The sequence below is a fragment of the Sphingomonas adhaesiva genome (assembly GCF_036946125.1).
Taxonomy (GTDB): Bacteria; Pseudomonadota; Alphaproteobacteria; order Sphingomonadales; family Sphingomonadaceae; genus Sphingomonas; species Sphingomonas adhaesiva_A.
Window position 1 is genome coordinate 956,539 of the sequence record NZ_JAQIJT010000001.1, and the last position, 19,550, is coordinate 976,088.

The following is a 19,550-nucleotide window of genomic DNA, read 5'->3' on the forward strand; positions in this document are numbered from 1 at the left end:
CATGCCCATGAGCTTCGAACCCACCCCCGCCATCCTGCCGCGCTGGCTGGAGCGCGACGCGCGCACCGTCGAACGTTACCTGTCGGGGAGCCATGTCGGCGTCCGGCTCGGCATGGCGGAGCCGCGGCTGCTGCGGCTGATCGACGTGTCGCTGCTCGGCTGCCGCACCGAGCGGCCCGAGCAGGCGCTGGTCGGGCGCAGCGTGACGGTGGCGTTCGCGGGCGCGGTCGAGACGCACGGCTGGATCGTGTGGTCGGACGGCGAGGAATGCGGCATCGACTTCGCCGAGCCGCTGGCGGACCACGACCTGTCGCGGATCGCCCGGCCGCGGCAAAAGCGCGACGACTGACGCGACCGGCGCGGACCTGACGCGTTCTAACCGCTCCCTGGCAGGAGGAGTGGACGATGCAGCAGGACCCAGAGGAAAACGACGGCGTGCGGCCGACCCCGGCGGACGAGGTGGCGCATCCCGAGCAGCCGCCGATGGACGACGACGCGTCCGGGCTGCCGGAAGGCGAGGCGGACAAGCTGGGAGATTTCGCGTGAGGTGAGAGCGCGCGGTTTGCGGTCCCGTCGCCCCGGCCCCTTCGGCGAAGGCGGGACCTTTGCAAGAGCCCACGCCGTGCTCCTGCGCAGGCAGGAGCACGGCGTGGGCTCGGTGCCGTTGCACCTGTTTTGCAAAGGCCCCGCCGTCGCCGGGGAACGAAGACTTTCGCAAAGGTCCCGCCTCCGCCGGGGAGGCGGTTGCGCCGGTTCAGTCCACGCGGATCAAACTCCCAGAGGGGAGAAGCGGGACCCCGGGTCGAGCCCGGGGTGACGTTCATCGGAACTAGAACGCATCCGCCGGCAGGTCGTACAGCACCTTCGCGGGGGCGTTCGCGGCCGCTTCCAGCCCCAGTGCTTCGGGCACCAGCTGGTCGAGGTAGAAGGCCGCCGCCGTCTTCCGGACGGCATCCGCGCCGTCGACGCGGGCGGAGCGTTCCATCAGCCAGCCGCACGACGCCACCGACAGCATCGTCAGGAACGGGTAGCTCGCCGCCTGGCGGTCGTCGCTTTCCGCGGTCTGGAGGCGGCGGCCGACACTCTCGCAGGCATCGATCAGCTTCACGAGCCGGGGGTGCTGCGCCTCCGCGCGCATGTCGGCGATCAGGTCGGCGAAGGCGCCGCCGTTGGACATGGCGAGCTTGCGCCCGACCAGGTCGGCGGCCTGGATGCCGTTGGTCCCCTCGTAGATCGGGGTGATCCGCGCGTCGCGGAAGAACTGCGCCGCGCCCGTCTCCTCGACATAGCCCATGCCGCCATGGATCTGGACACCGATGCTCGCGACCTCGTTGCCCAGGTCGGTGGCATGCGCCTTGGCGAGCGGGGTCATGATCTCCAGTCGCTCCTTGGCCTTCGCATCGCCGAGGCCGGCGCGGTCGACCATGCCGCAGGCGTAATAGACGAGCGCGCGCGCGGCGAGCGTCTGCGCCTTCATCCGCAGCAGCATGCGGCGGACGTCGGCATGTTCGACGATCGCGGCGGGCCGGCCGTCGCGCGCGCCCTGAACCCGCTCGCGGGCATAGGCGGCGGCCTTCTGCGTCGCCCCCTCGGCGACCTGCACGCCTTGCAGCCCGACGTTGAGGCGGGCGTTGTTCATCATCGTGAACATCGCGCGCATCCCGCCATATTCGGCGCCGATCAGCTCGCCGAGGCAATCGTCATGGTCGCCGAAGGAGAGCACGCAGGTGGGCGAGGCATGGAGGCCCATCTTGTGCTCGATCGAGACGACGCGGACGTCGTTGGGCGTGCCGTCGAGCCGCACCTTGGGGACGAGGAACAGCGATATGCCGCGCGTGCCCGCGGGCGCGCCGGGGGTGCGCGCGAGGACGAGGTGGACGATGTTCTCCGCCATGTCGTGGTCGCCGAAGCTGATGTAGATCTTCGTGCCCTTGATCGAGAAGGTGCCGTCGCCCCTCGGCGTGGCGGTGGTGCGCAGCGCACCGACGTCGCTGCCCGCCTGCGGCTCGGTCAGGTTCATCGTGCCGGTCCACTCGCCGGTCGCGAGCCTGGGCAGGTAGGTTTCCTGCTGCTGGGGCGAGCCGTGGTGCGCCAGCGCCTCGATCGCGCCGACCGACAGGATCGGGGCGAGCGCGAAGCCCATGTTGGCGGTGCCCAGCGTCTCCAGCACCGCGGCCTGGATGACGAAGGGGAGGCCCTGTCCGCCGAACTGCTCGGGCACGCCGATCGTGCCCCAGCCGCCCTCGACATAGGCGCGGTATGCCTCCGGATAGCCGGCGGGCATGACGACGCCGTCGGGGGTCCATGTGGCGCCCACCGTATCGCCCGCGCGGTTGAGCGGCGCCCATTCCCCTTGTGCGAATTGCGCGATGCCGTCGAGCACCGCATCGACCACGTCCGGGCTGGCTGCGGCGAAGCGATCGGTGGCGGCCAGTTCGTCCAGGCGGACGATGTGATCGAGGACGAAACGCTGGTCGGCGACGGCGGCGGTGAAGGTCATTTCTCTCTCCCGGATCGTGCCGCTATAGCCGCTCGCCATGTACGCTCAACTCCCCGTCATCCGACGCTACGGCGAGGCCGCGGTCGCCGCGGCGGCGGCGGCGATTCGCGGCGGCGGCATCGTCGCGCTGCCGAGCGAGACGGTGTATGGGCTGGCGGCGGATGCACGCGATTCGGATGCGGTGGCGCGAATCTATGCGGCCAAGGGACGGCCGTCGTTCAATCCGCTGATCGTGCACGTGCCGGACCTTGCCGCGGCGGCGGCGATCGCGGTGTTCGACGAGGATGCGCGGGCGCTCGCGGCGCGGTTCTGGCCGGGACCGCTGACGCTGGTGCTGCCGCTGCGCGAGGGGGCGGGGATCGCGTCGCTGGTGACGGCGGGGCTGGAGACGGTGGCGATCCGGGTGCCGGCGCACCGCGCGTTCCGCGCCGTGCTGGCCGCGTGCGGCGCGCCGCTGGCGGCCCCGTCGGCCAATGCCAGCAACGGCATCAGCCCGACCCGCGCCGGGCATGTCGCGGCGAGCCTGGGCGAGCGGGTGCCGCTGATCCTGGACGACGGCGCCACCGCGGCGGGGGTGGAATCGACGATTCTGGCGGGGCGGACGATCCTGCGCCCCGGGCCGGTGACGGCGGAGATGCTGGCGCAGGTGCTGCCGGTGATGCCGGGGCGGACCGCGCATGTCAGCGCGCCGGGGCAGCTGGCGGTGCATTATGCGCCGTCGAAGCCGGTGCGGCTGGGGGCGACGTCTGCGTGCGAGGGGGAGTGGCTGATCGGCTTCGGCGATGTCGCCGGGGACGATACGCTGTCGGCGAGCGGGGATGTCGTGGAGGCGGCGGCGCGGCTGTTCGACGCGCTGCACCGGGGGGATGCGAGCGACCGCACCGCGATCGCGGTGGCGGCGGTGCCGGCGGTGGGGGTGGGCGTGGCGATCAACGACCGGCTGCGGCGGGCGGCCGGGGCGGAATGAATCTCCGTGCTCCTGCGCAGGCGGGAGCCCGGAGTCGGGCAGAGCCACGATCGTTGCGATCGATAACCCTGGGCTCGTGCCTGCGCAGGAGCACATCGGGTTGCCTCCGCGCCTACCTTGTCGTGCCGGGCCCGTCCCGGCATCGGAACAAGTCCAGGGTGGCGAACGTGCGCGGAAAACCTACGCCGTGACCGCCTTGCTGCGCGCAGCGAAGCTCTTGCGCAGCTTCTGGAGCTTGGGCGGGATGACGGCGAGGCAATAGGGATTGCGCTGGCCCTCGGTGTCCCAATAGTCCTGGTGATAGTCCTCGGCCGGGTACCAGTCGCCGAATTCCTCGATCGTGGTCACGATGGGCTGGGGCCAGTCGGCCTGCGCGCGCCGGATCGCCGCGTTCGCCTGTTCCTCCTGCATCACCGTCTCGGGAAAGATGGCGGAGCGATATTGCGTGCCGACGTCGTTGCCCTGGCGGTTGAGCTGCGTCGGGTCGTGCGTGGCGAAGAAGATGTCGAGCAGGTCGGCATAGCTCACCTGCGCGGGATCGAACCCGACGCGGATCGCCTCGGCATGGCCGGTGCTGCCCGAGCAGACCTGCTTGTAGGTCGGGTTGGCGACATGGCCGCCGATATAGCCGCTCTCGACGCTTTCCACGCCGATCACGTCCTTGAACACCGCCTCGGTACACCAGAAGCAGCCGCCGGCGAGTGTGGCATATTCGGTCATGTAAGCGTCTCCTTTACCGCCCATGTAGGAACGCGCTAGGCGCACGACAAAGGGAGATGCGCGACGATGCTCGACGGCAAGGTGATGGTGACGGGCGGGGCGGGCTATATCGGCAGCCACGCGGTGCTGGCGCTGCTGGACGCCGGGTTCGAGGTCGTGGTGATCGACAACCTCGTCACCGGGTTCGACTGGGCGGTCGACGGGCGCGCCGCCTTCGTCGAGATGGCGGTGGAGGACCCGCGCGTCCCGGGCGTGCTCGCCGAGCACGGGGTGAGGGCGATCATGCACTTCGCCGGATCGGTGGTGGTGCCCGAATCGGTCAGCGACCCGCTCAAATATTATCGCAACAACACCGCCGCGACGCGCAGCCTGATCGAGAGCGCGGTGACGGCGGGGGTGCCGCATTTCATCTTCTCCTCGACCGCGGCGACCTATGGCACGCCCGAGCGGGTGCCGATCAGCGAGAGCGATCCGACGCGCCCGATCAACCCGTACGGCATGTCGAAGCTGATGACGGAGACGATGCTGCGCGACGTCGCGGCGGCGCATCCGATCAATTACGCCTGCCTGCGCTATTTCAACGTCGCGGGCGCGGACCCGCAGGGGCGCAGCGGGCAGTCGACCGTGGGGGCGACGCACCTCATCAAGATCGCGGTCGAGGCGGCGACGGGGAAGCGCGACGCGGTGTCGGTGTTCGGCACCGATTTCGAGACGCGCGACGGCACCGGCGTGCGCGACTATATCCACGTCAGCGACCTGGCGGAGGCGCATGTCGCCGCGCTGAAGCTGCTGATCGCGCAGCCGGGCGAGAGCCATATCCTGAATGCCGGCTATGGCCGCGGGTTCAGCGTGATGGAGGTGCTCGACGCGGTCGACCGCGTGACCAACATGACGATCGAGCGGAGGCTGGAGGGGCGGCGTGCGGGCGATCCGGCGGAACTGGTGGCGGACAATAGCGCGATCCTGAAGACGATCGACTGGGCGCCCAAGCGCGACGACCTGGACGGGATCGTAAAGGATGCGCTCGCGTGGGAGAGGGCCTTGGCGGAACGCGCGCCGGCGGAACGCGGGCGGTGAGGCTGCGCTCGCTGCTGTTCGTGCCCGGCGACCGGCCCGAGCGGATGGCCAAGGCGCTGGGGCTGGGCGCGGACGCGCTGATCCTGGATCTGGAGGATGCGGTCGCGCCCTCCGCCAAGGCGGCGGCGCGCGCGGCGGTGCGCGCGTTCGTCGACGCGAACGCCGGCGCCCAGGCGAATGGGGGCCCCGCGCTGTTCGTGCGGGTCAATCCGCTGGACGGCGAGCTGGTGGGGGACGATGTCGCCGCGATCGCGGGCGCGGCGATGGCGGGCCTGGTGCTGCCCAAGGCGGAGGGGCGCGCGTCCGTCGCGGCGCTGCGCGCGATGCTGCCCGGCGACTATGCGGTGCTGCCGATCGCGAGCGAGACGCCGCGCGCGGTGTTCACGCTCGGCGATTACGACGCGGCGGGGCTCGCGGGGCTGACCTGGGGGGCGGAGGACCTGCCCGCCGCGATCGGGGCCGCGACCTCGCGCGAGGCGGATGGGGGCTATACCGATCCGTATCGCGTGGTGCGCGCGCTGACCCTGTTCGGCGCGCATGCCGCGGGGGTGCCCGCGATCGAGACGGTCTACCCCGATTTCCGCGATCTGGACGGGCTGGCGCGCTATGCCGCGCGGGGGCGGCGCGACGGCTTCACCGGCATGATGGCGATCCATCCGGCGCAGGTCGCGGTCATCAACGACGCCTTCTCGCCGTCAGAGGCGGAGCTGGCGCACGCGCGCGCGGTGGTGGCGCTGTTCGACGCGCATCCGGGGGCGGGCGCGCTCCAGCTGGACGGCAGGATGGTGGATGCGCCGCATCTGAAGGCGGCGCGGCGGCTATTGGCGGCGGCGGGCGAGTAAGACACGGGCCTGCGCGCCCAGCCACCACCACAAGGCGGCCCAGCCGGTGCCCGCGCACCAGCCCGCGACCACGTCCGACGGCCAGTGGACGCCCAGATAGACGCGGCTGATGCCGATCGCGCCGACCAGCAGGACCGCCACCGCCATCGTATAGGTGCGTGCGCCGCGGCCGCGCTCGACCTGCACCAGCAGCCCGGCGAGCGTCAGGAAGACGATCGCGCTGTTGGTGGCGTGGCCGCTGGGGAAGCTGAGCCCGGTGACGGGGACGAGGTGATCGACCAGCTCGGGCCGGGTACGGTGGAAGAAGAATTTGGCCTGCGCCGCCAGCAGTGACCCGCTGACCGTCGCGGCCACCACCAGCGCGGCGGTGAGCCACAGCCGCCGCACCAGCAGCAGTCCGGTCACGAGGACGACCGCGAGCGTCAGGATGGTGCCGCTGCCGACCGCGGTGATGTCGACCATCGCCTGGTGCAGCCATTCGGGCCCGATCGGCTGCCGGGTGTCGCCCGGTACGCGCAGGCCGAGGATGATCGCGCGGTCCCAGCGAAACGTCTCCTGGTCGAGGATCGCGAATCCCAGCAACAGCAGCGCCAGAAGGCCGGCCGCGGCCATCGCGATCCAGGCGGCGCGGGGGGCGGGCGGGACCGCGGCGGGTTCTTCGTCGGGGATCAGGGGGGTCCGGGGCATCCCCGCGGGCTGCCACAGGTGTTGCACCCGGTTCAAGGATGGCCTTAACGCAGGGGCATGATCGCGCATCTGAAGGGACGGCTGGAGGCCACGGGGATCGACCATGCGGTGATCGATGTCGGCGGCGTAGGCTATCTGGTCGGCGCATCGGCGCGGACGCTGGCGGCGATCGGGCCGGTGGGCGAGGCGACGACGCTGTTCACCGAGATGCTGGTGGGGGAGGATTTCATCCGCCTCGTCGGCTTCGCGCACGCGAGCGAGCGCGACTGGTTCCGGCTGCTGACCGGGGTGCAGGGGGTGGGCGCGCGGGTGGCGCTGGCGATCCTGTCGGCGCTGGAGCCGGCCGACCTGTCGCGCGCGGTGATGGCGCAGGACAAGGCGACGGTGGCGCGCGCCAACGGCGTCGGTCCGAAGCTGGCCGAGCGGATCGTGCGCGAGCTGAAGGACAAGGTGGGCGGAGTGGCGCTGGGCCCGGCCGCGGCGGCGCAGGTGGTGCCGGTCGGCGCGGGCGCGGATGCGGTGTCGGCCTTGCTGAACCTGGGCTTCCGCCCGGCCGAAGCGGCCAGTGCGGTCGCATCGGCGGAGGAGGAAGTGGGCGCGGGCGCTTCGCTGGATGCGCTGGTGCGGCTGGCGTTGAAGAAGGCGGCGAAGGGGTGATGTTGCGCTTCGTCATGCCGGGCTTGTCCCGGCATCCAGCGTTTCCGGTCCCAACGGGTGTTGGGCGTGTGGCACCCTGGACCCCGGCACAAGGCGGGATCCTTGTAAAACGGCTGCTGCATTGCCGAGTTCATGCCGTGCTCCTGCGAAGGCAGGAGCCCAGGGTCAGGCAGAACAACGCCTTGTGTGACCTGCAACCCTGGGCTTCTGCCTTCGCAGGAGCACGGTGACACTTTTGCAAAGGTCCCGCACGAGGCCGGGGTGACGGGATTTGGCGAGGGTTCTCGACATCACCGGGCGGCCTCCGCTACGGAACGAAGCGTGACCGAGGACGACGATCGCCTGCTCTCCCCGCTGCGTGCCGCGGAGGATGTGGATGCCGCGCTGCGGCCCAAGCATCTCGACGACTTCGTCGGGCAGAAGGCCGCGCGCGAGAATCTGCGTGTGTTCATCCAGGCGGCGAAGTCGCGCGGCGATGCGCTGGATCATGTGCTGTTCTTCGGTCCCCCCGGCCTCGGCAAGACGACGCTGGCGCAGATCGTCGCGCGCGAGATGGGGGTCGGGTTCCGCGCGACCTCGGGGCCGGTGATCGCCAAGTCGGGCGATCTGGCGGCGTTGCTGACCAATCTGGAGGACGGCGACGTCCTCTTCATCGACGAGATCCACCGCCTCCAGCCCGCGGTGGAGGAAGTGCTGTATCCCGCGATGGAGGACCGCGCGCTCGATCTGATGATCGGCGAGGGGCCGTCGGCGCGGTCGGTGCGGATCGACCTGCCGCGCTTCACTCTGGTGGGCGCGACGACGCGACAGGGGCTGCTGACGACGCCGCTGCGCGATCGCTTCGGCATCCCGATCCGGCTGCAATTCTATACGGTCGAGGAGCTGGAGCGCGTGGTCAGCCGCGCGGCGCAGCTGCTGGGGCTGGGGATTGCGCGCGACGGCGCGATCGAGGTGGCGCGGCGCTCGCGGGGGACGCCGCGGATCGCCGGGCGGCTGCTGCGCCGGGTGCGCGACTTCGCCAATGTCGCGGGCGCGACCACAGTCGATGCGCGGGTGGCGGATGCGGCGCTCAACCGGCTGGAGGTGGATGCGCTGGGGCTGGACGCGATGGACCGGCGCTATCTGACGATGATCGCCGATATCTATCGCGGCGGGCCGGTGGGGGTGGAGACGCTGGCCGCGGGCCTGTCGGAGCCGCGCGACACGATCGAGGAAGTGATCGAGCCGTATCTGATCCAGCTGGGGCTGGTGGCACGCACCGCGCGCGGGCGCGTGCTGAACGCGGGCGGGTGGAAGCACCTGGGGCTCAACCCGCCGGCGGGGTCGCAGGACGGGCTGTTCGACTGACGCGGCCCGGCGGAGCGTTCCGGCGGACGCCGGAACCCAGGGTCCGACAGAGCAACGTCTGTATCGGGTCAGCAACCCTGGGCTCCTGCGCTCGCAGGAGCACAAGACTGCAGTGCCGCCGCCCTACCTCACGTCGATGTCGGCGCTGATGCGGCGGACGTAACCGTCGGAGTTCGCGTTCTGGAACACGACATGGTCGTGCCCGCGGAAGCCGGGGTCGGGGGTGTAATAGACGACCTTGCCGGGCACCTTCACGCGGTCGCACGCGACGCGGGGGTTGGGGGGCATGTAATTGGGGAAGACCGCGTCGTCGACGATATCGGCACGGCCATGGCGCGGGGTGTCGATCAGTGCGGAGGTGATCGTGCCCGAGGGGGTGCAGTCCGGGTTCACCATCGTCGACATCCACAGCCGGATCTTCTGCCCGTCGGTCGACACCTTCGACAGGTGGATCGACTGCATGCCCCGGGGCTGTTGCGTCGGGGAGATTTGATGGACCACATAGGTCTGCGCCGCGGCGGCGGTGGCGGTGAGCGCGCCGGTCAGGAGCACGGCGAGCGGCAGGCGGAATCGTTCAGGCAGCATGTTCGTCACCTCGCTTCCCGGCCCGTCCGGCGTAGCAGCGCGCGCGCGCGGCGAGAACGGGCGCGCGCGACATTACGGATATTTCATCCGCGTCGGCGGCGGCGCGAAATGCTGCGTGGCACCCAAGCCTTCGGTCTGTTAGCCACGATGCCATGCCTGTCTCCGCCGCCCGTTCCGCCCGCGACATCCTGGTCAACCTGCATGACGTGATGGCGGCGCGATCGAACGCGCAGGCGAAGCTGAATTCGGTCGTGGAGATCATCGGCGAGGCGCTGGATAGCGAGGTCTGCTCGATCTATCTGCTGCGCGAGGGGGTGCTGGAGCTGTATGCGACGCGCGGGCTGGCGCCCGAGGCGGTCCACGTCACCAAGCTGGCGATGGGCGAGGGGCTGGTCGGCACGATCGCGGCCAACAACGAAGTGCTCAACCTGGACGAGGCGGCGAGCCACCCCGACTTCGCGTACAAGCCGGAGACGGGGGAGGATCGCTACCACAGCTTCGCCGGGGTGCCGATCATCCGGCGCGAGCGCTCGGTCGGGGTGCTGGCGGTGCAGCATGCCGATCCGCGCCGGTACGAGGATGTCGAGATCGAGGCGCTGCAGACCGTGGCGATGGTGCTGAGCGAGCTGATCGCCAATGCCGGGCTGATCGACCAGGGCGGGCCGAAGGACCGGCCGCAGTCGACCGCGGCGATGCGGATCGCCGGCCAGAAGCTGGTCGACGGGATGGCGGCGGGTTGCGCGGTGTTCCACCAGCCGCGCATCCATATCGAACATACCGTGGCGGAGGATACCGAGGCGGAGCGCCACCGCGTCTATGCCGCGTTCGACAAGATGCGCGAGCAGATCGACCGCATCGCGCGCGAGGCGGAGTTCGGCGTCGGGGACGAGCATCAGGAGGTCATCCAGACCTACAAGATGTTCGCCTATGACGAGGGATGGTCGCGGCGGATCAACGAGGCGATCGACAGCGGGCTGACCGCGGAGGCCGCGATCGAGCGCGTCCAGCAGCGCACCCGCCAGCGCATGCGCGAGATCGACGATCCGCTGCTGGCCGACCGGATGCACGACCTGGAGGACCTCTCCAACCGGCTGCTGCGCATCGTTTCCGGACAGATGGGAACCGCGGCGCAGCTGGGTCTGCGGCAGGACACGATCCTGATCGCGCGCAACCTGGGCCCGGCGGAACTGCTGGAATACGACCGGCGGCGGCTGAAGGGCGTGGTGCTGGAGGAAGGGTCGCTGACCGCGCACGTCACGATCGTCGCGCGCGCCATGGGCGTGCCGGTGCTGGGGCGCGTGCGCGACGTGCGCCGCCTGATCGCGGAAGGCGACATGCTGTTGCTCGACGTGGTCGAGGGGACGCTGATCGTGCGCCCGTCGAGCGCGATGGAGGAGGCGTTCGACGCCAAGCTGATGGCGCGGCAGAAGCGCAGGGCCGCCTATGCCGCGCTGCGCGAGGTGCCGCCCGAGACGAAGGACGGGCACCGCGTCACCGTGATGGTCAATGCCGGGCTGCGCGACGACGTCGCCGCGCTGGACCTGACCGGCGCGGACGGGATCGGGCTGTTCCGCACCGAATTCCAGTTCCTGGTGTCCGCCACGCTGCCCCAGCGCGAGCGCCAGCAGCGGCTGTACAAGGAGGTGCTGGATGCCGCGGGGCAGCGCCCGGTGATCTTCCGCACGGTCGATATCGGTGGCGACAAGGCGCTGCCCTATCTGATCCACGCCGAGGACGAGGAAAATCCCGCGATGGGCTGGCGCGCGCTGCGGCTCGCGCTGGAGCGCGACGGGCTGATGAAGGCGCAGGCGCGCGCGCTGATCGAGGCGGCGGCGGGGCGCACGCTGAACGTGATGTTCCCGATGGTGTCGGAATCGTGGGAGTTCGACGAGGCGCGCGCATTGTTCGAGGCGCAGCGCGCGTTCCTGGCGACGCGGGGCAAGCGCCTGCCGCTCGACATCCGCTACGGCGCGATGCTGGAGGTGCCGGCGCTGGCGTATCAGCTGGACCTGTTGCTGCCGCAGGTCGATTTCCTGTCGGTCGGCACCAACGACCTGACGCAATTCCTGTTCGCGGCGGATCGCGCCAATCCGAAGCTGGCGGAGCGCTACGACTGGCTGTCGAGCGCGATCCTGCGCTTCCTGCGGCAGGTGGCGGTGCCCGCACGCGCGGCGGGCGTGCCGCTGGCGGTGTGCGGCGAGATGGGCGGGCGCCCGCTGGAGGCGATGGCGCTGATCGGGATCGGGATCGACCGGCTGTCGATCACCCCCGCCGCGGTGGGGCCGGTCAAGGCGATGCTGCGGTCGCTGGACCGGGCCGCGCTGATGGCGTTCATGGACGGGCTGCTCGCCGCGCCGCCGCGCGACATGCGGGGCGCGTTGACGCAGTGGGCGGCGCAGCAGGGCGTGGAACTGGCGTAGCGGTGCGGCGAGCCGAGCGGGCCGGGGGCGCGCGTCGGTTGACACTCAACCGGCGCTTTGGGAGACGAACGCTTTCCCGTGGCGCGAACGGGCGGTGCGATACGGGGCGGAGACAGGAATGAGCGAAGGTCAGCAACCCGCACCAGCGGCACCGGCCCCGGGACCGGCCTCGGTCGGGGCCCGGCTGCGCGCCGCGCGCGAGGCGCAGGGGCTGTCCTTGCCCGAGGTCGCCGCGCGCACCCGCGTGACGCAGCGCTTCCTGGAGGCGCTGGAGAACGACCGGCTGGATCAGCTGCCCTCGCCCACCTACGCCTCCGGCTTCGCACGCGCCTATGCGCGGGCGGTCGGGCTGGACCAGGCGGAGATCGGGCGCGCGATCCGCGGCGAGCTGGCGAGCGGGGCGATGCCGATCCGCCACCATCATATCGAGGAGATCGCCGACCCCGCGCGCGGGCCGTCGCGCGGGCTGGTGATCGTGGCGGCGGGCGTGGCGCTGGCGGTGCTGGTGCTGGGCGCGCTGTGGCTGACGACGGGCATGTTCCGCGGCGTGCGCGAGGCGCCGGAAGCGGGGCAGGTGGTCGCGGCGAGCTCGCCGGTGCCGGTCCGCGCGATCACGCCGACCCCGACCCCGGTCGGCAAGGTGGTGCTGACCGCGCGCAGCGACGTGTGGATGCGGATCTACGACGCCGCCGGGCAGACGCTGTTCCTGGGCACGAAGAAGCCGGGCGAGACGTTCGAGGTGCCGCTGAACGCGAACGGGCCGATGATCAACGTCGGGCGGCCGGACCAGCTGACGATCACGGTCGACGGACGCGAGGTGCCGCCGCTGGGCGACGGCAAGCGCGCGATCAAGGACGTCGGCATCAGCGCGACCGCGCTGGCGGCGCGAGCAGGCGGTAACGCGCCCGTAGCGGCGGCGACGCCCGCCGCCCGGACGGCGCCACCGCGCCCGCGCGCCTCGGGCAGCCCGGCGGCGACGCAGGCGGTGCCGGCGGCGTTCCAGGATGCGCCGGGCAACAGCGCGCCATAATGACGGGCTTCAGGCTGGAGACAGCCGGCGGGGTTCAGGACGGTTCGGGTGCATCGGCGCATTCGGGGGTGAGGGCATGAAGAAGTTTTGGCTGGCGGCCGTATCCGCCGCGATCGCGGCCCCCGTGCTGGCGCAATCCGGCGCGCCGCTGGAGGGCCGCGTGGTCAAGCTGGAAAGCGAGATGCGCGCGGTCCAGCGCAAGGTCTTCCCCGGCGGATCGGGCCAGATGATCGAGCCGCAGATCGCGCCGAGCACGCCGCCGGTGACGCCCGAGGGCGTGCCCGCGACCAGCGCGATCGCGGACGTCTCCGCGCGCGTCACCTCGCTGGAACAGCAGATGGCGACCATGACCGGCCAGATCGAGCAGGCGCAATATCGCCTGCGCCAGCTGGAGGAGCAGTTCGCGGCATACCGGAAAGCGACCGATGCGAGGCTGACCGCACCGATCGCGGCCGCGGCTCCGGCGAGCGAGGCGGACGTGGTCGTGCCGACCGCGCCGAAGCCGGCCGCGTCCGCGTCGAAGCCTGCCGCCAGGCCGGCAGCCGACGCGCCGGTCGATGTCGCTGGGGTGGATAAGCCCGATACGGGCGATGCGGCGGAGGATGCGTATCTCTACGGCTATCGGCTGTGGGCGGCGAAGAAGTATGCCGCGGCCGAGGCGCAGCTGAAGCGCGTGGTCGCCGATTTCCCCAAGCACCGCCGCGCCAGCTGGGCGCAGAACCTGCTGGGCCGCGCCTATCTGGACGACGGCAAGCCGAGCCTGGCGTCGATCGCCTTCTACGACAATTACAAGAAATATCCCGACGGCGAGCGCGCACCCGACAGCCTGTTCTATCTGGGCAGCGCGCTGGTGAAGCTGAAGAAGCCGGCGGATGCGTGCAAGGTCTATGGCGAGCTGACCGACGTCTATGGCGCGACCATCTCCGCCACGATGAAGGCGGACATCGCCAAGGCACGCGCCGCCGCCAAGTGCGCGTGAGGTGACGCCGCCGCCCGACGCGGCGGTCGAGCGGTTCCGCGCGACGTTCCGCCGGTTGCGCCCGACGGACCGCGAGGCGCCGGTGGTGGTCGCGGTATCCGGCGGCGCGGATTCGCTCGCATTGCTGCTGCTGGTGCATGGCGAGATCGGCGCGGGGTGTCTGGCGGCCACGGTGGATCACGGCTTGCGGCCCGAGGCGGCGCAGGAGGCCGCCTATGTCGCCGGGCTGTGCGCGGGTCGCGGGATCTCGCACGTCACGCTCAGGGACGCGTTGCCCGACCGCGCCGGGGCGACGGCCAATGTATCGGCGCGGGCCCGGGCGCTGCGCTATCGGCTGCTGGAGACGTATCGCGCCCGTGCGGGGGCGGCGTGGATCGCTACCGCGCACCATGCCGACGACCAGGTCGAGACGCTCGTCATGCGGCTGAACCGCGGCGCGGGGGTCGGCGGGCTGGCGGGAATCCGCGAAACCAACGGGTGCGTCATCAGGCCGCTGCTGGAATGGCGGCGCGATACGCTGGCGGGGATCGTGGCGGCGGCGGGATGGGAGGCGGTCGAGGATCCCAGCAACAGCGACGAGCGCTACGACCGGGCGCGGCTGCGCGCATCGCTCGGCGGGGTCGACTGGCTGGACCGGGAGCAGGTCGCCTTCAGCGCGCACAACCTCGCCGCGGCGGACGAGGCGCTCGACTGGGCGGCGGACGACCTGTTCGCGCGGCAGTGTCGCGGCGATGCGGCGGGCGTCAGCTATGTGTGGCGCGCGGCGCCCCGGGAATTGCAATGGCGGCTCGTCGCGCGCTGCGTGCGCGCGGTGGCCCCGGAGTCGGCGCCGGGCAAAGCGGCGCTCGTCCGCACCGCGCTGGCGCTGCTGCGCGGCGAGCGCGTGACGGTCGCCGATGTGCTGTGCAGCGTGCGCCGGATGCCGCAGGAGGACGGGGGCATCGCCGCGCTGTGGCGGTTCGAGCGGGCTCCACCGCGTCGATCACACTGACCGGCGTTCTTCGCGCCCGCGTTCCATTGCCATTAACCCACTTGTGCCTACATTGTCGGCGACGAAAGGTATCGCATGAACGACAACGATCGGCAGAACAGCGGTGGCGGTGATCCCAGCGGCGGCGGGGGCAACCCCAATCCGTGGATGAAGAGCCTGTTGATCTGGGTAGGCGTGCTGCTGTCGCTCGCGGTGGTGGTCACGCTGTTCGACGGCCGCTCCACGGCCGGCTCGGGCAATACGGTCGCGTATTCCACCTTCCTCGACAAGGTCGACGAGGGGACGGTCAAGGACGTCAACGTCTCGCGCGACATGATTACCGGCACGTTCAGCAGCGGCGACAAGTTCCGCACCTATCCGGTGCAGGACAGCGGGCTGATCGAGCGGCTGCGCAAGGCCGGCGTCGAGGTGGCGGGCAAGCCCGAGGAGGGCCCGTCGATCTGGATGCTGATGCTGTACAATTCGCTGCCGTTCCTGCTGTTCATCGGCATCGCCTTCTTCGTGCTGCGCCAGATGCAGAAGGGCGGCGGTGCGGGCGGCGCGATGGGCTTCGGCAAGAGCCGCGCGCGGATGCTGACGCAGAAGGAAGGCAAGGTCACCTTCGACGACGTGGCCGGCATCGACGAGGCGCGCGCCGAGCTGACCGAGATCGTCGACTTCCTGAAGGATCCGTCGAAGTTCGCGCGGCTGGGCGGCAAGATCCCCAAGGGCGCGCTGCTGGTCGGCTCGCCGGGCACCGGCAAGACGCTGCTCGCGCGCGCGATTGCGGGCGAGGCGGGCGTGCCGTTCTTCACCATTTCGGGTTCGGACTTCGTCGAGATGTTCGTCGGCGTCGGTGCCAGCCGCGTGCGCGACATGTTCGAGCAGGCCAAGAAGAGCGCGCCGTGCATCGTCTTCATCGACGAGATCGATGCGGTCGGCCGTCACCGCGGCGCGGGGCTGGGCAACGGCAACGACGAGCGCGAGCAGACGCTGAACCAGCTGCTGGTCGAGATGGACGGGTTCGAGGCGAACGAGGGGATCATCATCGTCGCGGCGACCAACCGCCCCGACGTGCTCGACCCCGCGCTGCTGCGTCCGGGCCGTTTCGACCGTCAGGTCGTGGTGCCGCGCCCGGATATCGAGGGGCGGATCAAGATCCTGGAAGTCCATATGAAGAAGGTGCCGCTGGCGCCCGACGTCGATGCGCGGGTGATCGCGCGCGGCACGCCGGGCTTCTCGGGCGCGGACCTCGCCAACCTCGTCAACGAGGCGGCGCTGATGGGCGCGCGCAAGGGCAAGCGGCTGGTCGCGATGGCCGAGTTCGAGGAGGCCAAGGACAAGGTCATGATGGGCGCCGAGCGCCGTTCCATGGTCATGACCGAGGACGAGAAGCGGATGACCGCCTATCACGAGGCGGGACATGCGATCGTGTCGATCCACGAGCCGGCGTCGGACCCGATCCACAAGGCGACGATCATACCGCGCGGCCGCGCGCTGGGCATGGTGATGCGCCTGCCGGAGCGCGACAGCTACAGCTACCACCGCGACAAGATGTACGCGAACCTGGCGGTCAGCATGGGCGGGCGCGTCGCGGAGGAGATCATCTTCGGCTACGACAAGGTGTCGTCGGGCGCGTCGGGCGACATCCAGTACGCCACGGGTCTGGCGCGCGACATGGTCACCAAATGGGGCATGTCGGACAAGGTCGGCCCGGTGGAATATGCGCAGCCGGAGGGCGAGAGCTTCCTGGGCTATTCCAACAGCCAGCCGGTGCGCATGTCCAACGCGACCGCGCAGCTGATCGACGACGAGATCAAGGGCATCGTCGAGGGCGGGCTGGTGCGCGCCAAGCAGCTGCTGACCGACCATGTCGACCAGCTCCACCTGCTGGCGGGTGCGCTGCTGGAATATGAGACGCTGTCGGGCGAGGAGATCAAGCGCCTGATCGCGGGCGAGGATATCGGCCGCAACGACCCGTCGCGGACGACCAAGTCGGTGCCGACGGCGGGGACCTCGATCCCGAAGACGAAGCGGCCGTCGGGGCCGTTCGGAAATCCGTCGCCCGCGGGGGCGTGACCCTGGGTTGAGATGATGTTGAAAGGGCGGCCTTCGGGTCGCCCTTTTTTTGGTTCACGCGGAGGCGCGGAGGTGTTGCGCGTCGGGCAGCGTGGTGGCCGCCGTGGGCAATGTCTGGCGGACGATTTGGGGCGGAACGTGCGGTGAGTCGTGAGCTTTCTGCGTTTCCGCGTAAACCTTCTTGTTTCTCTCGCGAAGACGCGAAGACGCGAAGATGTCGGGTCCGGGTGGGCGGCTGTTCGGCTCTCGTGTGTGCTCCGCGCAAATGATCTGGTTCGCGCAGAGCACGCGGAGGACGCACAGGGTTTGAGAGGCGCTGCGCGCCGGGGATACCTCTTCGCGTCTTCGCGTCTTCGCGTGAATCCTCAACCGCCGCGGAAGCGCAGGCCGAGCCAGACGGTGCGGGGGGTGGCGCGTTCGATGACGTCGGCGCCGCTGATGCCGGCCTCGACACGGGTGTCGAAGAGGTTTTCGGCGCGGGCTTCCAGTGCCAGCGTGGCGGTGAGCGGGAAGGCGAGCGCGGTGTCGAGCGTGGTGGCGGGGGCGAGGGTGCGGGTGTTGGCGTCGTCCTCGAACTGTCGCGCGACGTGGCGCAGGGTGGCGGACAGGGAGCGCTCGCCATCGCGCCAGCCGAGCGTGGCGGACAGCTGATCGAGCGGCGTCTGTGCCGGGCGCAGACCATCGAGCGCGGCGGCGGGACCGGCGGCGGCGACGCGCGGATCGACGTGACTCCAGGAGGCGAGCGCGGTGATCGCGCCGATGGTGCCGCGCGCCTCCACCTCCACGCCGGAGGAGCGGATCGCGTCGAGATTGCGACGGACGCGGTAGGTCCCCGCGACGAAGCCGACGCCGGGGAAGGTGCCGGGGCCGGTGCCCGCGGTAACGTTGGCGATCGCGCCGGCCAGATGGTTGCGGAACACGCCGGCGGACAGCGAGAAGCCGGCGCGCGGGGTGAGCGTGACGCCGGCGTCGACGCCGGTCAGCCGCTCCGGCGAGAGCGCGGCATTGGCGGCGGTGGCATCGGGGCCGACGCGGAACGGGCGATAGAGCTCGTTGAGCGTGGGCAGGCGCCAGCCGCGATAGCCCGCCGCGCGCAGCGTCAGCACGGAGGCGGGCGACCAGGCGAGACCGGCGCGGCCGGTCGCCTGCGTCCCGCTGCGGTCGGGGAAGCGTGTATCGGTGAGCGCCGCGCCGCCGGCGAGGGGGGCCTCAAAGAGCATGCCGCGCGTGATCTGCCATCGATCGACGCGCCCGCCCAGGGTGGCGACCCACGCGCCGCGGGTGATGCTGGCGTCGGCGAACACGCCGGTGGTGCGCGTGTCGCCGCCGGCCATGCGGCGGCGGGTGGGGCGGGCGGTGACGAAGGTGTAGAATTCCTGCGTCCGCCCCGACAGCGCCCGGACGTCGGCGCCGAGGCGCAGGTCGTTGCCGGCACCGACGGGCGGCGCCATCTCGAGACGGGCGCCCAGCCCGGTGGCGGGGGTGCTATACTGGTCCAGCGTCTGCGTCGCGGTCGTGCGGGCGGCGTCGACGCCGGCGAATTGCGACGCGAAGGCGCGGGTCTGGAGATAGGCGAGCGCGGACCAGCCCCACGCGCCGCGCCCGACGAGGCGCAGCGAGGCATCGGCCCCCTGGCTGCGGTTGCGGGTAAAGGCGGTGCCGCGATCGCGCGTGTCGGTGAAGGCGGCGGCATTCGCCTGAAGCTCGGCGGTGGTGCCGAGCGCGACGATCGTGCGCAGCGCGACCGAGGCCTGCTCATAGGGGGCGGCGCGATCGGCGGGGCCGCGATCTTCCGCGACGGTGGGGATGAAGCCGTCGCCGCGGGCATAGGCGGCGGAGAGGGTCGCGACGCCCGCGCCCCGGACCAGCGCGGCGCTGGCCCGCGCATCGGTCGACTCGCGGCTGCCGTAGGCGAGGCTGGCACGGAGCGGGGCGGCGGCGGTCGGCGTGTCGCTGTCGAGCTCGACCGTGCCGGCAAGCGCGCCGGGACCGAGATAGCCGCTGCCCCCGCCGCGGGTCACGCGGATGCGCGCGATGCGATCGGTGGCGTAGGCGGGGAAGGCGACCCAGCCGCCGAAGGGATCCGCCTGCGGCACGCCGTCGAGCACCAGCAGCGCGCGGCTGGACGCGTTGCCGCCGATGCCGCGCAAGGAGATACCCTGGCTGGTGGGGTTGGCGGAACGCGAGTCGGAGCGGCGGAACTGCTGGAGCCCGGCGACATCGGCGAGCACGTTCTCCAGCCGGGCGCTGGCGCTGGCGGCGATCCGATCCGCCGCTATCGTCACGGTGTCGAAGGCGCGGTCGCCGGGGCGATCGGACAGGCCGCGCCCGGTGACGACGATGTCCTGCGCCGCGGCGGGGGCGGCGGAGAGCAGGGGGACGAGGAGGAGAAAGTGACGCATTCGCCGCGCTCTCTAGGCGAGGCGAGGGCGCATGCGAAGCACGCGGTTGACCCGCGGGCGCGGATCGTGGCAAGCGAAGCCGGAGCGGGCGGGTATAGCACAATGGTAGTGCAGCAGCCTTCCAAGCTGAATACGCGGGTTCGATTCCCGCTACCCGCTCCACATCCCCGACATTCGTGTTTCCGCCGCGCGCCGTCGACTTGGCGCTTGACATCGTCACGCTGCTTGTGTACAAAACAGGAACATCGAGATGATGCGAACGGGCCGGGCGGCTCGGAACCGGGTGAC

The 19,550-nt window shown here is 70.9% G+C and carries 17 protein-coding genes and 1 tRNA gene; 13 read left to right on the forward strand and 5 right to left on the reverse strand.

The features are described from left to right. Nucleotides 1–7 precede the first annotated feature (7 nt). Both PGN23_RS04620 and PGN23_RS04625 read left to right on the forward strand, forming a co-directional pair. Nucleotides 8–349 carry a PilZ domain-containing protein gene (locus PGN23_RS04620; RefSeq protein ID WP_335301656.1) on the forward strand — a complete coding sequence of 114 codons (342 nt, stop codon included), beginning with the start codon at nt 8–10 and terminating at the stop codon, nt 347–349. A 56-nt stretch (nt 350–405) separates the two neighbouring features. Further along, nucleotides 406–546 (forward strand): hypothetical protein, encoded by a 141-nt coding sequence (locus PGN23_RS04625; RefSeq protein WP_335301657.1) that lies wholly within the window; start codon nt 406–408, stop codon nt 544–546. Between the two features lie 283 nt (nt 547–829). On the opposite strand, the gene PGN23_RS04630 is transcribed toward PGN23_RS04625, so the two are convergent. Beyond that, the gene (locus PGN23_RS04630) at nt 830–2,500 is read right to left on the reverse strand and encodes an acyl-CoA dehydrogenase (protein ID WP_335301658.1); all 1,671 of its coding nucleotides are present in this window, start codon (nt 2,498–2,500) and stop codon (nt 830–832) included. Nucleotides 2,501–2,537: 37 nt separating this feature from the next. Between PGN23_RS04630 and PGN23_RS04635 the strand changes: the two genes are divergently transcribed. Further along, nucleotides 2,538–3,467 carry an L-threonylcarbamoyladenylate synthase gene (locus PGN23_RS04635; protein ID WP_335301659.1) on the forward strand — a complete coding sequence of 310 codons (930 nt, stop codon included), beginning with the start codon at nt 2,538–2,540 and terminating at the stop codon, nt 3,465–3,467. Nucleotides 3,468–3,647: 180 nt separating this feature from the next. On the opposite strand, the gene msrA is transcribed toward PGN23_RS04635, so the two are convergent. Beyond that, the gene (gene msrA, locus PGN23_RS04640) at nt 3,648–4,187 is read right to left on the reverse strand and encodes a peptide-methionine (S)-S-oxide reductase MsrA (protein ID WP_335301660.1); all 540 of its coding nucleotides are present in this window, start codon (nt 4,185–4,187) and stop codon (nt 3,648–3,650) included. 66 nt (nt 4,188–4,253) lie between these two features. Between msrA and galE the strand changes: the two genes are divergently transcribed. Continuing rightward, nucleotides 4,254–5,264: a UDP-glucose 4-epimerase GalE gene (gene galE, locus PGN23_RS04645; RefSeq protein ID WP_335301661.1), complete on the forward strand. Its 1,011-nt coding sequence runs from the start codon at nt 4,254–4,256 to the stop codon at nt 5,262–5,264. After that, nucleotides 5,261–6,106 carry an HpcH/HpaI aldolase/citrate lyase family protein gene (locus tag PGN23_RS04650; protein WP_335301662.1) on the forward strand — a complete coding sequence of 282 codons (846 nt, stop codon included), beginning with the start codon at nt 5,261–5,263 and terminating at the stop codon, nt 6,104–6,106. Before galE ends, PGN23_RS04650 begins: the two co-directional genes overlap by 4 nt. Here PGN23_RS04650 and PGN23_RS04655 read toward each other — a convergent pair. Further along, nucleotides 6,083–6,793 (reverse strand): phosphatase PAP2 family protein, encoded by a 711-nt coding sequence (locus PGN23_RS04655; protein ID WP_335301663.1) that lies wholly within the window; start codon nt 6,791–6,793, stop codon nt 6,083–6,085. The two genes, PGN23_RS04650 and PGN23_RS04655, sit on opposite strands and share 24 nt — an antisense overlap. A gap of 57 nt (nt 6,794–6,850) precedes the next feature. Between PGN23_RS04655 and ruvA the strand changes: the two genes are divergently transcribed. Both ruvA and ruvB read left to right on the forward strand, forming a co-directional pair. Further along, the gene (ruvA, locus tag PGN23_RS04660; protein ID WP_335301664.1) at nt 6,851–7,450 is read left to right on the forward strand and encodes a Holliday junction branch migration protein RuvA; all 600 of its coding nucleotides are present in this window, start codon (nt 6,851–6,853) and stop codon (nt 7,448–7,450) included. 321 nt (nt 7,451–7,771) lie between these two features. Beyond that, complete coding sequence (gene ruvB, locus PGN23_RS04665) at nt 7,772–8,797, forward strand: Holliday junction branch migration DNA helicase RuvB (RefSeq protein ID WP_335301665.1); 1,026 nt, start codon at nt 7,772–7,774, stop codon at nt 8,795–8,797. Nucleotides 8,798–8,920: 123 nt separating this feature from the next. On the opposite strand, the gene PGN23_RS04670 is transcribed toward ruvB, so the two are convergent. Beyond that, nucleotides 8,921–9,382 carry a hypothetical protein gene (locus PGN23_RS04670; RefSeq protein WP_335301666.1) on the reverse strand — a complete coding sequence of 154 codons (462 nt, stop codon included), beginning with the start codon at nt 9,380–9,382 and terminating at the stop codon, nt 8,921–8,923. 152 nt (nt 9,383–9,534) lie between these two features. On the opposite strand from PGN23_RS04670, the gene ptsP reads away from it, so the two are divergent. The 5 genes from ptsP (at nt 9,535) to ftsH (ending at nt 16,860) form a co-directional block, all read left to right on the forward strand. After that, entirely contained in the window at nt 9,535–11,802 is a 2,268-nt protein-coding gene (ptsP, locus tag PGN23_RS04675; RefSeq protein WP_335301667.1) for a phosphoenolpyruvate--protein phosphotransferase, read from the forward strand. 118 nt (nt 11,803–11,920) lie between these two features. Then, nucleotides 11,921–12,832 carry a helix-turn-helix domain-containing protein gene (locus PGN23_RS04680; protein WP_335301668.1) on the forward strand — a complete coding sequence of 304 codons (912 nt, stop codon included), beginning with the start codon at nt 11,921–11,923 and terminating at the stop codon, nt 12,830–12,832. Between the two features lie 76 nt (nt 12,833–12,908). Next, the gene (locus PGN23_RS04685) at nt 12,909–13,811 is read left to right on the forward strand and encodes a hypothetical protein (protein ID WP_335301669.1); all 903 of its coding nucleotides are present in this window, start codon (nt 12,909–12,911) and stop codon (nt 13,809–13,811) included. A 1-nt stretch (nt 13,812) separates the two neighbouring features. After that, nucleotides 13,813–14,802: a tRNA lysidine(34) synthetase TilS gene (gene tilS, locus PGN23_RS04690; protein ID WP_335301670.1), complete on the forward strand. Its 990-nt coding sequence runs from the start codon at nt 13,813–13,815 to the stop codon at nt 14,800–14,802. A gap of 75 nt (nt 14,803–14,877) precedes the next feature. After that, complete coding sequence (gene ftsH, locus PGN23_RS04695) at nt 14,878–16,860, forward strand: ATP-dependent zinc metalloprotease FtsH (protein ID WP_335301671.1); 1,983 nt, start codon at nt 14,878–14,880, stop codon at nt 16,858–16,860. Nucleotides 16,861–17,225: 365 nt separating this feature from the next. On the opposite strand, the gene PGN23_RS04700 is transcribed toward ftsH, so the two are convergent. Beyond that, nucleotides 17,226–19,262 carry a TonB-dependent receptor gene (locus tag PGN23_RS04700; protein ID WP_335301672.1) on the reverse strand — a complete coding sequence of 679 codons (2,037 nt, stop codon included), beginning with the start codon at nt 19,260–19,262 and terminating at the stop codon, nt 17,226–17,228. Nucleotides 19,263–19,350: 88 nt separating this feature from the next. Here PGN23_RS04700 and PGN23_RS04705 point away from each other — a divergent pair. Beyond that, nucleotides 19,351–19,424 (forward strand) — tRNA-Gly (locus PGN23_RS04705). Nucleotides 19,425–19,550 lie beyond the last annotated feature (126 nt).